The sequence below is a fragment of the Ornithinibacillus proteolyticus genome (assembly GCF_039581225.1).
Classification (GTDB): domain Bacteria; phylum Bacillota; class Bacilli; order Bacillales; family Amphibacillaceae; genus Ornithinibacillus; species Ornithinibacillus massiliensis.
The window spans coordinates 19,247-34,410 of record NZ_JBCPXV010000015.1 but is presented as its reverse complement, the minus strand read 5'-3'; the positions used below and the strand labels follow the sequence as shown (position 1 = coordinate 34,410).

The 15,164-nt window shown below is 37.6% G+C and carries 14 protein-coding genes; 5 read left to right on the top strand and 9 right to left on the bottom strand.

The genetic code is table 11. The annotated features are described in order from the left end of the window. Window positions 1-2 precede the first annotated feature (2 nt). Together AAIB49_RS09125 and AAIB49_RS09120 are read right to left on the bottom strand one after the other, a co-directional pair. Window positions 3-1,310 (bottom strand): sugar ABC transporter permease, encoded by a 1,308-nt coding sequence (locus tag AAIB49_RS09125; RefSeq protein WP_343457882.1) that lies wholly within the window; start codon window positions 1,308-1,310, stop codon window positions 3-5. Window positions 1,311-1,375: 65 nt separating this feature from the next. Further along, window positions 1,376-2,644 (bottom strand): extracellular solute-binding protein, encoded by a 1,269-nt coding sequence (locus AAIB49_RS09120; protein WP_339213752.1) that lies wholly within the window; start codon window positions 2,642-2,644, stop codon window positions 1,376-1,378. A 410-nt stretch (window positions 2,645-3,054) separates the two neighbouring features. On the opposite strand from AAIB49_RS09120, the gene AAIB49_RS09115 reads away from it, so the two are divergent. Next, the gene (locus AAIB49_RS09115; protein ID WP_343457905.1) at window positions 3,055-4,815 is read left to right on the top strand and encodes a glycoside hydrolase family 13 protein; all 1,761 of its coding nucleotides are present in this window, start codon (window positions 3,055-3,057) and stop codon (window positions 4,813-4,815) included. Between the two features lie 141 nt (window positions 4,816-4,956). Here the strand turns inward: AAIB49_RS09115 and AAIB49_RS09110 are convergent, their stop codons facing one another. Together AAIB49_RS09110 and AAIB49_RS09105 are read right to left on the bottom strand one after the other, a co-directional pair. Continuing rightward, a complete protein-coding gene (locus AAIB49_RS09110; protein ID WP_343457881.1) occupies window positions 4,957-5,712 on the bottom strand; it encodes an acyl-[acyl-carrier-protein] thioesterase in 756 nt (251 codons plus the stop codon). A gap of 178 nt (window positions 5,713-5,890) precedes the next feature. Then, on the bottom strand, window positions 5,891-7,384 hold the full coding sequence (locus AAIB49_RS09105; RefSeq protein ID WP_339213748.1) for a peptide MFS transporter: 1,494 nt from the start codon (window positions 7,382-7,384) through the stop codon (window positions 5,891-5,893). 314 nt (window positions 7,385-7,698) lie between these two features. Between AAIB49_RS09105 and AAIB49_RS09100 the strand changes: the two genes are divergently transcribed. Together AAIB49_RS09100 and AAIB49_RS09095 are read left to right on the top strand one after the other, a co-directional pair. Continuing rightward, window positions 7,699-8,703: a tetratricopeptide repeat protein gene (locus tag AAIB49_RS09100; RefSeq protein WP_343457880.1), complete on the top strand. Its 1,005-nt coding sequence runs from the start codon at window positions 7,699-7,701 to the stop codon at window positions 8,701-8,703. An 807-nt stretch (window positions 8,704-9,510) separates the two neighbouring features. Continuing rightward, entirely contained in the window at window positions 9,511-11,571 is a 2,061-nt protein-coding gene (locus tag AAIB49_RS09095) for a thioredoxin domain-containing protein (protein WP_343457879.1), read from the top strand. Between the two features lie 20 nt (window positions 11,572-11,591). On the opposite strand, the gene AAIB49_RS09090 is transcribed toward AAIB49_RS09095, so the two are convergent. The 3 genes from AAIB49_RS09090 to AAIB49_RS09085 all read right to left on the bottom strand — a co-directional run bounded on the left by AAIB49_RS09090 (window position 11,592) and on the right by AAIB49_RS09085 (window position 12,737). Further along, window positions 11,592-11,951, bottom strand: a complete 360-nt coding sequence (locus AAIB49_RS09090; RefSeq protein WP_339217924.1) for a carboxymuconolactone decarboxylase family protein — start codon at window positions 11,949-11,951, stop codon at window positions 11,592-11,594. A gap of 314 nt (window positions 11,952-12,265) precedes the next feature. Next, window positions 12,266-12,544 carry a DUF2691 family protein gene (locus tag AAIB49_RS19990; RefSeq protein ID WP_481857856.1) on the bottom strand — a complete coding sequence of 93 codons (279 nt, stop codon included), beginning with the start codon at window positions 12,542-12,544 and terminating at the stop codon, window positions 12,266-12,268. Continuing rightward, window positions 12,462-12,737 (bottom strand): hypothetical protein, encoded by a 276-nt coding sequence (locus AAIB49_RS09085; RefSeq protein ID WP_343457878.1) that lies wholly within the window; start codon window positions 12,735-12,737, stop codon window positions 12,462-12,464. Before AAIB49_RS09085 ends, AAIB49_RS19990 begins: the two co-directional genes overlap by 83 nt. Window positions 12,738-12,855: 118 nt before the next feature. On the opposite strand from AAIB49_RS09085, the gene trpB reads away from it, so the two are divergent. Together trpB and AAIB49_RS09075 are read left to right on the top strand one after the other, a co-directional pair. Beyond that, complete coding sequence (gene trpB, locus AAIB49_RS09080; RefSeq protein WP_343457877.1) at window positions 12,856-14,022, top strand: tryptophan synthase subunit beta; 1,167 nt, start codon at window positions 12,856-12,858, stop codon at window positions 14,020-14,022. A 122-nt stretch (window positions 14,023-14,144) separates the two neighbouring features. Next, window positions 14,145-14,279: a hypothetical protein gene (locus tag AAIB49_RS09075; protein ID WP_255488130.1), complete on the top strand. Its 135-nt coding sequence runs from the start codon at window positions 14,145-14,147 to the stop codon at window positions 14,277-14,279. 85 nt (window positions 14,280-14,364) lie between these two features. Here the strand turns inward: AAIB49_RS09075 and AAIB49_RS09070 are convergent, their stop codons facing one another. Together AAIB49_RS09070 and AAIB49_RS09065 are read right to left on the bottom strand one after the other, a co-directional pair. Then, window positions 14,365-14,604 carry a DUF362 domain-containing protein gene (locus tag AAIB49_RS09070; protein ID WP_339213738.1) on the bottom strand — a complete coding sequence of 80 codons (240 nt, stop codon included), beginning with the start codon at window positions 14,602-14,604 and terminating at the stop codon, window positions 14,365-14,367. Window positions 14,605-14,717: 113 nt separating this feature from the next. Continuing rightward, window positions 14,718-15,158, bottom strand: coding sequence for a GNAT family N-acetyltransferase (locus tag AAIB49_RS09065; RefSeq protein WP_339213736.1), 441 nt, complete (start codon window positions 15,156-15,158; stop codon window positions 14,718-14,720). Between the last annotated feature and the right edge of the window lie 6 nt (window positions 15,159-15,164).

The window sequence follows — 15,164 nt, the reverse complement described above, 5'->3', positions numbered from 1 at the left end:
CTCTAATCCTCCATTTCAAATGCTCTCGTTTTCTTAAAGACAATTAACGAAATAATAATGACAAATAAGGAAATAAACAATGTCACAGCAGAAGCAATCGAATACTGTGGAGATGTTCCTGTTGTCAGCTTATAAATCCATGAAATAAGAATATCGGTTGAACCAGCACCAGCTCCAATACTTCCAGGTCCCCCTTCGTTAAACAGGTAAATCATCGAGAAGTTATTGAAGTTACCGGTATACTGTGTAATAAAAATTGGTGCAGCAATCGTAAATATAGCTGGCATGGTAATATGTTTAAAGCGCTGTATCATACCAGCCCCATCAATTCGTGCAGCTTCATACTGTTCTTCCGGAATGGATTGTAAAATTCCAGATACAAGTACATAAATAAACGGAAATCCAAGCCACCCTTGAATTAAGATGATAGCTATTTTAGTAAAAAACGGATCTGTCTTCCATGGAAGACTTCCGATCTCAACAAAAGGTATTAAGGCATCGATTAGCGGAATAACTTGTGTATTAATGGCGCCAATACTATCGTTAAACATATTGGAAAAACTCATAATCGTAATAAATGCTGGTACTGCCCACGGTAATAAGAAAATAATACCAAATACACGCTTGAATTTAATGAATTTCTGGTTTAATACAAGCGCTGTAAAAATACCAATTACGATTTGTAGTGTGGTTGCTGCTAAGGTCCATATTACAGTCCATCCAAAAACAGCAAAAAAAGTATCCCGATAAGAGCTTAAGAAAAATATATCGGTAAAGTTAGAAAAACCAACCCAGTCAATTAACTTCGCTGGTGGAATATGATAGAAATCATAGTTTGTAAAAGCGATAAATATGGTAACTAATACCGGAAATACAATTGCAAATATCATTGCGATATAGGCAGGAATTGTAAATAAATATGGAAAGCCTTTATCCACCATATTCGTTAGAATGGTTTTCGTCTTAGTATTTACTTTTTTGCCCTCAGCCCATAATCTAGCAACTTTTCTAGCATCATTTAAATTAATAACGTAAAAAAGTATAAATAGCAGAAGAATTAATAGTTGTAGTGAACCTTCGATTAACATAAACAGTGAATGGTCTGTACCCGGGGTACTACCTAGTGTTACTAAACCTACTATTGCTTCTGCACCAAAATTAATCATTTCTAAAATAAATAAAACAAAAATGGCAAGAAAGGCTATCCCTTTAAACATCTGTTTGTTATACATTTGTCCTATACCAGGAATAATCGAGAGTAATGTTGCTTTTCTAATGCGTTGTTTGCCATCTGCTTCTGTATAATCCACCAGTTCTCACTCCCTTTTAAATAAACTTTGGCAGAGAGCTGATCTCTGCCAATTAGATTACATTATTAGTATTTTTGAGAGATATTTTCACTAATAACGTCTACCGCATCATTTGCTGATTCTTCTGCAGTTTTGTTACCAGAAGCAGCATCAAACATTAATGTTTCTGCACCTGTCCAAACCTCAGCCATTTGAGGAATATTTGGCATAGGAATTGCATTGTTATATTGGTTGATAACCGCAGCAGTCAGCTCATCTCCAGCTTCTGCAACTGTTGCTCTTGTCATTTGATTCGCTGGTACCTCACCTTTATCATCATATAGCTTTTGTTGATTTTCTTCGTTAGTCACAAAGTCTAACCATTTTTGTGCAGCTTCAGGGTCTTTAGCATAATTGCTCGCAATCCACGCTTTACCACCAGCAAATGGTTGATATTCTTCACCATTTGGTAATGTTGGAATCATGGAAACCCCATAATTTATACCAGCTTCATTATAGTCAGAAGCAGACCATGGTCCACCGATAATTGCAGCAGCTTTACCAGTTGTGAATTGTTCGTCAATAAAGTTACCTGCTGTTGTAGAATCTAACATCCCTTGTGGCCATTTGTTGAACCATTCTGTTGCATATTCAATACCTTCAATGGCACCTTCTGTATTTAGTCCAATATCAGATGGATCCGAACCATTGTCACCGAATACATAACCACCGTAAGCAGAAAGTAATCCGTATGTGCTATAGAAATCTAACCAATTAGCTAAAAATGCTGTTGTTCTTCCAGATTCCGAAGAAAAGGCGAAACGATCATCCTCTGCTAACGCTTCTAAATCCGCAAATGTTTGAGGAGCTTGATCAACTAAATCTTTATTATAGTAGAGTACTAGTGACTCAATTACGAATGGAGCACCATAAATTTTACCGTCAATCGTAACCTGTTGTTTATCTAAGTCATCATAGCGACCATCATCAGGAAACGTGTACTCCGCTAAATGACCTTGTTGACCTAAGTTACCAACTCTGTCATAAGGGGCAACCATAACATCAGGAGCTATTCCAGCAGGTCCATCCAATGGAAGGGCTTCCAAAGTTTCGAATAAATCTCTTTCTGTTACTTTTACTTTAATTCCTGTCTCTTCTTCAAATGCCGGAACGATTGATTTTACATAATCAATATATCCATCCTCTACACCAATTTCTAATGTACCAGCACTACTTCCTTCATCCTTCTCAGAACTAGAGTTATCACCATCTTTATCTCCGCCTCCACATGCAGCTAATACAAGTAAACTCGTTAACATTGCTACAAAAGCAAGATTCTTCCATTTGATTTTCATAATTTACAAGTCCCCTCTTTCATTTTTGGTTATCACGTAACCAATAGATTATTATTTTTGTAAAACGCCATATCTATTTATCTTGTAAGGTAATGCATCATGACAAATAAAAGTCCACTTTATTACAAACTAATATTGCCCCCCTCTAAAACTGTTTACTCAGTACAGTGAAAACGTTTGCGCAACCTTACAATGAAATTGTACCCTTATTTCATTTTTTATGCAATCGTTTTTATAAATTTTCTTTAAATTTTTTTACAACTATTTTACGTTTCAAATTTTATTTGACTTTATAAAACGCTTACAGTAGATTAATAGTATAAATTTAAGGGCAATGCTTTGTTATTAAACAACAACCCCGTTTACGAATAAAAGTAAACGGGGTTATTTTTATGAAAAGGAGAATTGTGATGATTAAGGAAGCCATTTTTCACAGACCAAAAAACAATTACGCCTATGCCTATGACAACGATACACTACACATCATGTTGCAAACGAAAAAGGATGATATGTATTCTGTTGAACTCCTATTTGGTGATCCATATGATTGGGTAGAGGGGAGTTGGCAAACTATTACTAAACCTATGACCAAATCAGGTTCAACTTCTCTTTATGATTATTGGGTTATTGCAGTTGAGCCTGAATTTCACCGTATGCGTTACGGATTCAAATGCTCCGATTCAAACGAGACTTTATATTATATGGAAGGAGGCTTCTTCACCTCTGCTCCAACTGACATCGCAAATTATTTCTGTTTCCCTTATGTAAATAATATTGATGTATTTCAAGCACCAGCATGGGTTAAAGATACAGTCTGGTATCAAATATTTCCTGAGCGATTTGGAAACGGGGATCCGTCTATTAATCCAGAAGGTACATTACCATGGGGGAGTACTGACCCGACTCCGTCTAACTTTTTCGGCGGGGATTTCCAAGGAGTCATCGATCATTTAGATCATTTGGAGGAATTAGGCATTTCCGGAATCTATTTTACGCCTATCTTCAAAGCATACTCCAATCACAAATATGACACGATTGATTATATGGAAATAGACCCACAATTTGGAGACAAAGAAACATTCCGTCGCCTTGTCCAAGAATGTCATAAGCGAGGAATCCGTGTCATGCTAGATGCTGTATTTAACCATAGTGGCTTTTATTTCCCCCCATTTCAGGATGTCTTAACACAGCAAGAGGAATCAAAGTATAAGAACTGGTTTCATCTATGGAATTTCCCAATCGTGACTGAACCTAGACCGAATTATGATACATTTGGGTTTGTTCCTTCCATGCCAAAGCTTAATACAGAAAACCCTCAGGTTAAAGCCTATTTACTAGATGTCGCTCGTTATTGGGTGGAGGAGTTTGATATCGATGGATGGCGTTTAGATGTAGCGAATGAGGTAGACCATGCATTTTGGCGGGAGTTTCGTAAGGTTGTAAAAAGTGTAAAGCCGGATGCCTATATTCTAGGTGAAATTTGGCATGATTCGATGCCATGGTTACAAGGGGACCAATTTGATGCCGTTATGAATTACCCATTCACAAATAGTGCAATCGATTTCCTAGCGAAGGATAGTATTTCGGCACAGGATTTTGTCGATTCAATTGTAAAAGTGCTTCACATGTACCCTAAAAATGTAAATGAAGTAGCGTTTAACCTATTAGATAGCCATGATACACCACGTATTCTAACACTCGCTAATGGAAATCGTGACCGAGTTAAACTCTTGTACCTATTCCAATTAAGCTTTATAGGATCTCCATGTATTTATTATGGTGACGAAATTGGAATGGACGGCGGACAGGATCCTGGCTGTCGTAGTTGTATGGAATGGGATGAGAAAAAGCAGGATAGAGACTTATTTGAATACGTCCGGTCTTTATTAAAATGGCGTAGAACCGAGCCAGTCTTTGGGAACCATTCTGATATCCGCTTCATTGATGTTAATAACGAAAAGAACTATATCATTTATGAGAAATTCAATCAGGATACTTGTTTACGATTTATTATCAATAATAGTCTAGATTCTGTTGAAATCTCTAGTGATGCGTTGAAATTGACTACCGTTCACGAGTGGGATATAGAAAGTGACCAGAAGAAAAAACTGACATTAGGTTCAACGATTCATGTTAGTCCACTAAGCTTTCGTATTTTCGAATTATCGTAGGGGGGAAAGTACCCGAATATGTGCTAGAAGGTATTCGGGTACTTTTATTTACTACTATATTGCTAATTAGTGTAGGTAGACCTAATCCCATTGCCGGTGAATTGTTACCTGGTACCTGGGCTATCAACACTCACATATTATTTATTTTCCCTCTACGATCACTTTAGAGCGAAAAACAATCTTTTCATCTGATTCGCGAACACCATCTACGAAAAATGTATGATTCGACTTATTAGTAGAATCTTTCTTTAAAACAAGTCTATCACCAGGTAAGACCTCATTTAAATAATTCACCTCAATCGATCGAATAGGATAGGTTTGAAGATCCTCTAAAGAGAAGCAATCCATAATAAAATCGACATACTTGGCATTATTCAAATGACCATTAAAATCAATATCACTATAGCCAATCGTTTTCTGATAAACCGCTTCTAGATTTTCTGATGCTTTTATCTTCCCTAACGTTATGTTAATTGCTCTATCCTCTATATATTCCGGGTAATCTAAATTAATTGCTTCACTTCGTTTTAAACGACGCTTTTTCAAGTCCATAATAACCCAGACAGATACAGCACGGGCAATTACTTCACCATTTTGATTACGGACCAGATAATCCCGTTCAAATTCGAGCTTCCCTGGTCTCAGTGGCCACGTTTCAATCGTAATCTCCTCGTCTAAGATTGGATTACGGATCATATCTACCCGAATTCGCATTAGCACAAATGCTACACCGTACTTATCCAGTAGTTGATTGATTCCAACTCCCAGATTCTCGGCTGCTAAATTTGCTATATCTTGAAAATACCCAAATAATGCACTCGGCCTTAATTCCTTTTGAAAATCGACATCGCTTAAGTCTACATGGTAGTTTTTCTTATATCGAATTGTTGGTTGCATGTTTATCTCTCTCCTAAATATTATCCATATGAATAGATTACCATAAATTGGTTGAGAAAGTGGACCGTGGCATTCTATCCTCCCCCTCCATTTTACAGTTAATGGATTAGCTTCTTATACGAAAAAGAGCTGATACGTAAATGGGACGGTATCCATTCACGTATCAGCTCTTTCATTACTAGTTTAGCCCTCTCATAAATTCTTTCAGCTTAGGAGAGAACAAATATAGAATAATACCCAATAGAATAGCAATACCACCAATAACACCGAAGTACATAACTTCTGTTTCAGTTGAGTAAAATTTCACGACCTGTGCATTGATTGCTTGTGCTGATGAGTTGGAAAGGTTCCATAAGCTCATCATTTGTGCAGCAAAGGCAGCTGGTGCAAGTTTCGTTGATGCAGATAACCCAACTGGTGATAATAGTAATTCACCTAATACTACTAGGAAGAAGCTTAGTACTAACCATAAAGGACTTACTAATGATTCCGTTCCGTTGAAGTATGCAGGGAACATCATCACAATAAAGGATAATCCTGCGAACACTAATCCAAACGAGAATTTCTGTGCAACAGATGGTTGTCTATCTCCTAATTTTGTCCACATGCCTGCAAATAAAGGAGCAAACATGATAATAAATAATGGATTAAGTGACTGGAACCATGATGCCTTCAATTCAATTCCGAGGAAGTGCAAGTCGGTACGCTCATTAGCATAAGTTGCAAGAATGGTTGATCCCTGTTCTTGGATTGCCCAGAACATCATTGCGGCAACGAACAAAGGAATATAGGCAAGTAAGCGTGACTTTTCCTCTGAAGTTGTTTTAGGACTGCGGAACATAAAGATAAAGTAAGCAGTCGGAATAATAACCCCAAGAATACTAATAGAGAAAATAACACGATCGACAGTTAGCCAACCACCGTTTATACCTAACCAGCCAACTATGCCTAATATCACTAAGACTGTTAAGATAATCGATAATAGACGACCTTTTTCTTCTTTCTTCAATGGATTAGGAACAACTGTACCTGCTAACCCTAGATATTTCTTACGTGTTACAACATATACAATTAGTCCAACTAACATTCCTACTGCAGCAACACCAAATCCTAAGTGGAAGCTAACACCTTCCCCTAATGTTCCTACAATATATGGCGCAATAAATGCACCCATGTTAATACCCATATAATAAATACTAAATCCTGAATCACGGCGTGGGTCTGTCTTACTGTATAGATCCCCAACCATACCACCGACATTCGGCTTAAGTAGTCCAGTACCGATGATAATGAATCCCATGGATACGAATAGACCAGGTGCTCCAAATGGCAGGGCAAGAATGATATGACCAATCATAATAAGCACTCCACCATGGAAAACAGTCCGTGCAGTACCTAATATTCTATCAGCAATCCAACCACCAATGATACCGGACATATAAACAAGTGAGCCATATATCGCCATAATGGAATTAGCTGTTGTTTGATCGATACCAAGTCCACCGTCGGAAACCTCATAATACATATAAAATAGTAGGATAGCACGCATTCCGTAATAGGAAAAACGTTCCCAGAACTCAGTGAAAAATAGCGTCGATAAACCTTTTGGATGCCCGAAAAATCCCTTCTGAGGAATGGTCTTTAGAATGGCATCTCTATCTAGTTTTTTCATTGAAGAAAAGCCTCCTGATGTTTTTAAATTTCTTAAATAAACTGAAAACTATTTCGAAGTCGACTTAAACATTTTAGGACAAATTAGTATTGACGTAAAGGGGTTTTAATGAAATGAAATTGTTCTAAAAAATAGTAAAATAGCCAATCATTTTAATGTAATCGATTAACATACCGATATTATAAGGTTTTACTTTTTCCTGTACAGTAAAATATGGTAATAAAATTAATTGTTCCCTGCAATTGTAATACGTGATTCTAAACATAAAATATGAGATACTCTATAAAAACGAATTGTAGAAAGGTGTCTTTTCGGTGGACAAGCAGGAATTACAGAAAGAATTACGGAACAAAGGATTTACCTATACCGCAAATAATTTACAAAATATAGCATTTAGCAACAACCCTATCGTTGAGATACAGCAAATATTAAACGAATGTATTTCTCCTAATATAGAATTACCAGATGATATCTATATGTTGTACAAGCAATTGCATCATGTATCCTCTGTACAAGAAGATACAAAAACGATTGTTATTCAAGATTTGCGGACTATCGTCATGGAGATAGTGATGCCTTCAGATGAAGAGTCCATTATTTATATGGAAGATGAAGAATTAGATGAAGCGGTTTCCCTTTATAGCGAAGCAGCAAATGGGGATAAAGACGCACAAGTTCAGCTCGGGCATTTGTACAGACTAATTGAACGGAACGAATGGGCTTTTCCGTGGTTTAATATCGCGGCTCAAGCGGGAAATCCTGAGGCCCTCTATTGGCTAGGTAATTATTATTACATGGGTAAGATCGTGAAAAAGGATTTAGAGAAGACATTTTTATGCTATGAAGAGGCAGCCGAAAAAGGCTATCCAGATGCGATCAATAATTATGCCGATATGTACCTACGTGGTGAATATGTTGAAAAGGATAATAAGAGAGCTCTTAAACTATTCAAAAAAGCGGCTGAACATGGAGTACCTGAGGCGATGTATACATTAGGTTATATGTACGAAAATGGTGTCGGAACAGAGATTGATTTAGAAGAATCCAAAGCATGGTTTACGAAATCAGCCCTAGCTGGTGATGTTTTTGCAGCAAACCGCCTGGGTCATGAGGCAGTGGAAAATGGAAAAGGAGAAGAGGCGATTTCTTGGTATAAAATGGCGGCTGAACAAGGCGATTCCTATGGGGAATTTAATCTTGGACTATGCTATGAGAATGGAATCGGAACTCCTATTAACATAAAGAAGGCAAAAATTTGGTACCAAAAAGCGGCGTTAAAAGGAGATGAACAAGCTAAGGAGAGACTGAAAGGATTATAATTACCCTTGATGAAAGACAATATGTTCTATTGTCTTTCTTGTATAACAAAATAGATTAGAACGATAAAATGAGCCGATTATGAATGAAAAACTAACACATACTTCCTTTCGTGAATGTGTTAGTTTTTCTTATTCTGGCGGGAGAGATTTTATACAAGACAATCCCCGCTATAAGCTCTCTGTTACCTTTTTTCGCCTTTCCTCCCCAGTAAGGGCACTGATAACCGCTCTCTGTTACCTTTTTTCCCTATTCCATCTCAGTAAGGGTACTGATAACCTCTCTCTGTTACCTTTTTTTCCTATTCCATCCCAGTAAGGGCACTGACAACTGCTCTCTGTTACCTTTTTTCGCCTTTCCTCCCCAGTAAGGGCACTGATAACCTCTCTCTGTTACCTTCTTCCACTTTTCCTCTCCATTAAGGACACTGATAACCTCTCTCTGTTACCTTCTTCCGCTTTTCCATCCCAGTAAGGGCACTGATAACTGCTCTCTGTTACCCTTTTCCGATATTCCACCCCATTAAGGGTACTGATAACTGCTCTCTGTTACCCTTTTCCGATATTCCACCCCGATAAGGGAACCGATAGCTCCTCTCTGTTACCCTTTTCCGATATATCGCTCCATTAAGGGAACAGACATTCCATCTACCTTCTCATCTCTTTACCTTTCCTCATTAATAGAAAAATTCTCATTACCTTACCCAACAATAATGTAATATTCCCAACCAAGACCAATCATCTACTTTCCGTGTACCAATCGCGCACATAGGATATACTTAAAACAACAATGAATGAAAGGCGGATTCCATGCAAGAAAATACTAATCCTAACTTCTTAATAAATGAAAAATCACCTTACCTACTACAACATGCCTACAACCCCGTAAACTGGTACCCTTGGGGTGAAAAAGCGTTTGAAAAAGCAAAAAAAGAAAATAAACCAATTTTCCTATCAATTGGCTACAGCACATGTCACTGGTGTCATGTCATGGCTCATGAATCCTTTGAAGATGAGGAAGTAGCACAGATGTTAAATGAGCATTATATTTCCATTAAAGTCGATCGTGAGGAACGCCCGGATGTGGATTCTATCTATATGAAGGTATGTCAAATGATGGCTGGTCATGGTGGATGGCCACTTACGATTTTTATGACGCCAGATAAAGTACCATTTTATGCGGGAACTTATTTTCCTAAAGAAAGCAAGTACGGTAGACCTGGGTTATTAGAAGCCTTAGAACAACTACATATCAAATATACTTCAGACCCTGAGCACATTTCTGAGGTAACCGAAAGTGTGAAACAAGCCTTAGATAGCTCTACTCGTGCCAAGAGCGAACATCGTTTAACAAAAAAAGCAGCTGATCTAGCCTACCAGCAATTAGGAAGAGGGTTTGACTTTAATTATGGTGGGTTCTTTGAAGCACCTAAGTTTCCACAGCCACAGAATTTACTATTTTTACTCCGTTATTATCATTTTACTGGGAAAACGGCTGCTTTAAAAATGGTGGAAAATAGCTTGCAAAACATGGCTGCCGGTGGGATATGGGATCATATTGGGTTTGGTTTTGCCCGATATTCAACAGATGAAAAGTGGCTTGTACCTCATTTTGAGAAAATGTTATATGATAATGCGCTTCTACTCATCGCCTATACCGAATGTTATCAAGTAACAAAGAAGCCGTTTTATAGAAAAATTGCTGAGCAAATTATCGATTTTGTGAAACGAGAAATGATGAGTACGGAAGGTGCTTTTTACTCCGCTATTGATGCTGACTCGGAAGGGGTAGAAGGTAAGTATTATGTTTGGGACGATGAAGAAATATTTGATATTCTCGGGGAGGATTTAGGAGATATTTATACGACAGCGTACGGTATTACTCCTTATGGTAACTTTGAAGGAAAGAATATCCCAAATCTAATTCGCTCCAGTCTTCAAAGTGTAGCAGAGGAATTTGACTTAACTGTGGAAGCTTTAGAAACACAACTGGAAGAAGCAAGACAAAAGCTCCTTCAAGAACGGGAGAAACGTGTCTATCCACATGTTGATGATAAAGTACTAACCTCATGGAATGCTATGATGATTGCTGGCTTAGCCAAAGCTAGTAGAGTATTTCAAAACGATCAATATTTAGATATGGCGAAAACAGCAATCTCATTTGTGGAGAAAAAACTCTTTGATAATGGTACGCTGATGGCTCGCTATCGGGATGGGGAAACAAAATACCACGCTTATCTCGATGACTATGCCTATTTAGTTTGGGCATATTTAGAATTGTATCAAGTAGATTTCAACCTAGAATATTTATCCAAAGGAAAACATCAACTGGATGTAATGATTGATTTATTTTGGGACAAGCAATATGGTGGATTTTTCTTTAGTGGTAAGAATAATGAACAGCTAATCTCGAATGATAAAGAAATTTATGACGGGGCAACCCCTTCAGGAAATAGCGTTGCAGCTCTAATGCTCGTCCAAATGGGGAGCCTAACTGGAGAAACAAGTTACTTAGATAAAGTAGCGGAGATGTTTTCCACCTTTTATGAAGATATCACCAAGCAACCTTCTGCTGGGGTGTTCTTTCTCCAAAGCATAATACTTACTGAGAATCCGACAAAAGAAGTTGTTGTTCTAGGCGAATCTGATTCTTCCAGAGCTAAACTCTTACAATTACTCCATGATCGTTTTATACCGGAGATTGCATTACTAGTAGCAAATGAACCAGAACAATTTAGAAATATTGCTCCGTTTGCAGCAGAATATAAAACACTAAATGGACAAACAACTGTATATGTATGTGAGAATTTTGCCTGTCAGCAGCCAACAAACAATATGGACATCGCTCTAGATTCGATCACTACAAAGTAAAAGAGGTGCAAGTGCACCTCTTATTGTTTTAACTGATTTAAATCTTGAATACTATCTTGTACAAGGGTAACCGCTTGGCTCATTGCTGCTCCGCCACCAAAAGCAGCTGTTACACCAATTGCCTCTAGGATTTCCTCTTCTGTACACCCTTGATCCAGGCAACCTTTTGTATGATAGATCATACAATACTCATCCTGTGCATATAAACTAATTGCTAATGCAATTAATTGTTTATGCTTTTTAGATAACGCACCTTCTTTGAAGCATTCTTCTGTAAAAGCATTATATAATTCGGCTAGCTTTGGCATTTTTTTCGTGAACATGCCTATTCCTTCTTTATAGTCTATTAAAGCCTCTTCCGTAAGATTTCTTGCTTCCATTTGATCATCTCCATTATTCAGATTTGAAAGTCTACTGTTAGTATGAACGAAAACAATCAGCATAGTCGTTAAATTAATTAATCTAAAAAACTGTTTTCTATTCGACGCTTCTGTCCTTTCCGCCACAAAGACAATTGTTATACTCATTAGAAAGAAATTAATAGCGTCGACTAGCCCCCCCTGTTACACCGCTATTTTACAGTGCATCCAATACCCAACAAATAATTAGTCCATCCCCCCATATAGTGTTAAGCAAAAATAGACTGTCGATAAAAGATTTTATACTTTAGTAGCAGCAACATTTGATGATAGAACTAATCGAAACGTAACTTTACACATTCCTCTACATCCATATATCTAAGATCAGAGAAATTATATTGAAGGTATTTTTTCTCCATATCTGTCATAACGGCATTATTCTTTGATAGGAATGTCACTTCTGTAGTATCTACAATACTAATTAACACATTGCAAGATGAATTCAAGAATTCTTTCCCATTTAATATTGAACTACCAATTTCTCCATTCGTTAAATATCCGGAAAATGTAGCTATTATGGGATAGTAACTTCCAAACGAAACATATCTTTTCATTTGGATCATTACTCAGTGTCTTTAGCCTATCTATATATTTCATTTCAGAATTAAAATCATCAGAAAACAATATTTCTATATGATTCCCTTTTTTCCATATATACTCATCTTCATCTAATAAACTATCCAACAGATCTAATAATACTTTTCCGTACGTATTTGGTACCCGAAAAAATAGACCTATCTTTTCCAATGTAACGACTCCCTTTAGAACTAAATGCTTATTGGTGTTGGCCCACTTTTATGATACAATAATGAGCAAGTATTCTGAATAGAATACAAAAAAATAGAATAGAGGAGAGTTTAGAGAGATGAGTGAGCAGAGTGTAGTGGAGACAGGATTTTATGGTGAATTTGGAGGTAGCTTCATCCCTGAAGATTTGCAGAAGGTGTTAGATCATTTAGCACTGGAATTCGAGAAGTACAAGGATGATCCAGAATTTCAAAGTGAATTCCGGTACTATCTTAGGGAGTATGTGGGGAGAGAAAACCCATTAACGGAAGCTAAAAACTTAACCAAAAAATTAGGCGGAGCAAAAATCTATTTAAAGCGTGAGGATTTAAATCACACAGGAGCCCATAAGATTAATAACGTAATAGGGCAAATTCTACTGGCTAAGCGAATGGGAGCAACGAGAGTCATTGCAGAAACTGGGGCAGGTCAACATGGTGTTGCTACTGCTACTGCTTGTGCCATGTTTGATATTCCTTGCACCGTGTATATGGGTAAAGTGGATACAGAAAGACAGGCTCTCAATGTGTTTCGTATGGAGCTGTTAGGAGCTAATGTTGTCCCTGTAGAAAAAGGGCAAGGTCGTTTAAAGGATGCTGTTGATGCTGCGCTAGAAGACCTTGTAGAAAATTACCAAAACACATTTTATCTGCTTGGATCAGCAGTTGGACCACATCCATATCCGTCCATCGTGAAGCATTTCCAGGCTGTCATCAGTGAAGAATCAAAACGGCAAATACTGGAAAAAGAAGACAAGCTACCTACTGCCGTTATTGCTTGTGTAGGTGGTGGTAGTAATGCCATTGGAGCATTTGCTCACTACTTAAATGAACCAAATGTCCGATTAATTGGTGCCGAACCTTATGAAGCTCCAACGATGACAGAAGGTGTAGCCGCTGTTATTCACGGATTTAAATGTTTAACATTACTTGATGACAATGGGGAGCCGAAACCGACGTATTCCATTGCCGCAGGGCTTGATTATCCAGGTGTTGGGCCAGAGCATAGTTACCTAAAAACGACTGGAAGAGCAGAATATGTAACGGTTACAGCAGATGAAGCGTTAGAAGCTTTTCAAATACTATCAAAAACAGAGGGAATTATCCCTGCTTTAGAAAGCGCTCATGCCATTGCCCATGCGATAAAGCTTGCACCAACACTAGCTGACGAGGACACCATCATCGTCAACCTATCTGGTAGAGGCGATAAAGATGTTAATCAAGTATTTGATTTATTAAATAAATAAATAAATAATTCTATCCCCCCAAGATTTCGCTTTGGGGGGATTTTACATATCATTTCCATTACATAACATTAGCTTCACTACATGTAGTTCGTTATAATGAGAATAGGAAGGGGTTAGAGCTTATGATTAAAGTAAAAATGAATGTTCAAACTGCTTACCATGGAGAACTATTTCGGGCAGGGAAAGTATATGAAGTAGATGAAAAAACAGCCAAACGCTGGATAGCAAGTAAACTAGCAGTAGCTGTAGAAGAATAAGAAATGATATTCATAAAAATTCAAGGAAACCTACATAAAAATCCCGTTAGTCTCTTAGGAACTGACGGGATTTTACTTATACTGATTAACGGTTGGCAAAGAATTCTTCTGCTTTTTCTAAAAATACTTCTTGGTCTGGAGTCAAATCATATTCTTCCTCAATCGCATTTACTGGGCAGGCTGCTTTACAAGCACCACAGTCAATACAAATATCTGGATCTATGTAGAATTGATCTGGACCTTCTTCTATACAATCAACTGGACAGACACTAACACATTCAGCTGCTTTTTCTTGTCTGCATGGATCTAAAATAACAAAAGCCATCTATGTTTACCCTCCTAATCTATTCAAGGTACATCTTCATTTTAATGATACATCTACTATTAATTCAAGTAAACCGTTTCAAAAAAGAAAATTGGCGCTAACGAAAATAAGCTCTATACCATCAAATCCTTCACCATCACAATATGCGGTCCAATTGGTGGATAATCAAATACGGTACCATATGGTTGAAAACCTAACCGCTCATAATAGCCTTGTACCGATGTCCTACCCATACACCACAATAATTCGATATCCTCTTCTCTTATCCGTTTCTCTGCATAATCAATCACCGCTCTTCCTGCTCCTAGCCTGCGATGAGTAGGTCGAGTTGCCATCGCCCGTAGACGATATTGCTTCTCCTTAGTAAACTCGGAATTCTTTTCTTTATAAAAAGATGCAACACTTATTAAGGTACCTTCGTAAAAAGCACCAACATGAAAAGTAGTTACATCACGGTCTGTATCGTATATGCAGGCCTCAAATGGTTGATGTGGCCTTAAAATAGCATGTCTTAGTTCATAGGTAGTTTCAGGACTAACCTCTCTAACCTCCATCTCGCT

What these genes read in the sequence shown, in the direction of transcription:
- AAIB49_RS09065 (WP_339213736.1), bottom strand. Translation starts at nt 15,158, where the DNA reads ATGGAGGTTAGAGAGGTTAGTCCTGAAACTACCTATGAACTAAGACAT.
- AAIB49_RS09095 (WP_343457879.1), top strand. Translation starts at nt 9,511, where the DNA reads ATGCAAGAAAATACTAATCCTAACTTCTTAATAAATGAAAAATCACCT.
- AAIB49_RS09090 (WP_339217924.1), bottom strand. Translation starts at nt 11,951, where the DNA reads ATGGAAGCAAGAAATCTTACGGAAGAGGCTTTAATAGACTATAAAGAA.
- AAIB49_RS19990 (WP_481857856.1), bottom strand. Translation starts at nt 12,544, where the DNA reads ATGAAAAGATATGTTTCGTTTGGAAGTTACTATCCCATAATAGCTACA.
- AAIB49_RS09105 (WP_339213748.1), bottom strand. Translation starts at nt 7,384, where the DNA reads ATGAAAAAACTAGATAGAGATGCCATTCTAAAGACCATTCCTCAGAAG.
- AAIB49_RS09075 (WP_255488130.1), top strand. Translation starts at nt 14,145, where the DNA reads ATGATTAAAGTAAAAATGAATGTTCAAACTGCTTACCATGGAGAACTA.
- trpB (WP_343457877.1), top strand. Translation starts at nt 12,856, where the DNA reads ATGAGTGAGCAGAGTGTAGTGGAGACAGGATTTTATGGTGAATTTGGA.
- AAIB49_RS09070 (WP_339213738.1), bottom strand. Translation starts at nt 14,604, where the DNA reads ATGGCTTTTGTTATTTTAGATCCATGCAGACAAGAAAAAGCAGCTGAA.
- AAIB49_RS09120 (WP_339213752.1), bottom strand. Translation starts at nt 2,644, where the DNA reads ATGAAAATCAAATGGAAGAATCTTGCTTTTGTAGCAATGTTAACGAGT.
- AAIB49_RS09115 (WP_343457905.1), top strand. Translation starts at nt 3,055, where the DNA reads ATGATTAAGGAAGCCATTTTTCACAGACCAAAAAACAATTACGCCTAT.
- AAIB49_RS09110 (WP_343457881.1), bottom strand. Translation starts at nt 5,712, where the DNA reads ATGCAACCAACAATTCGATATAAGAAAAACTACCATGTAGACTTAAGC.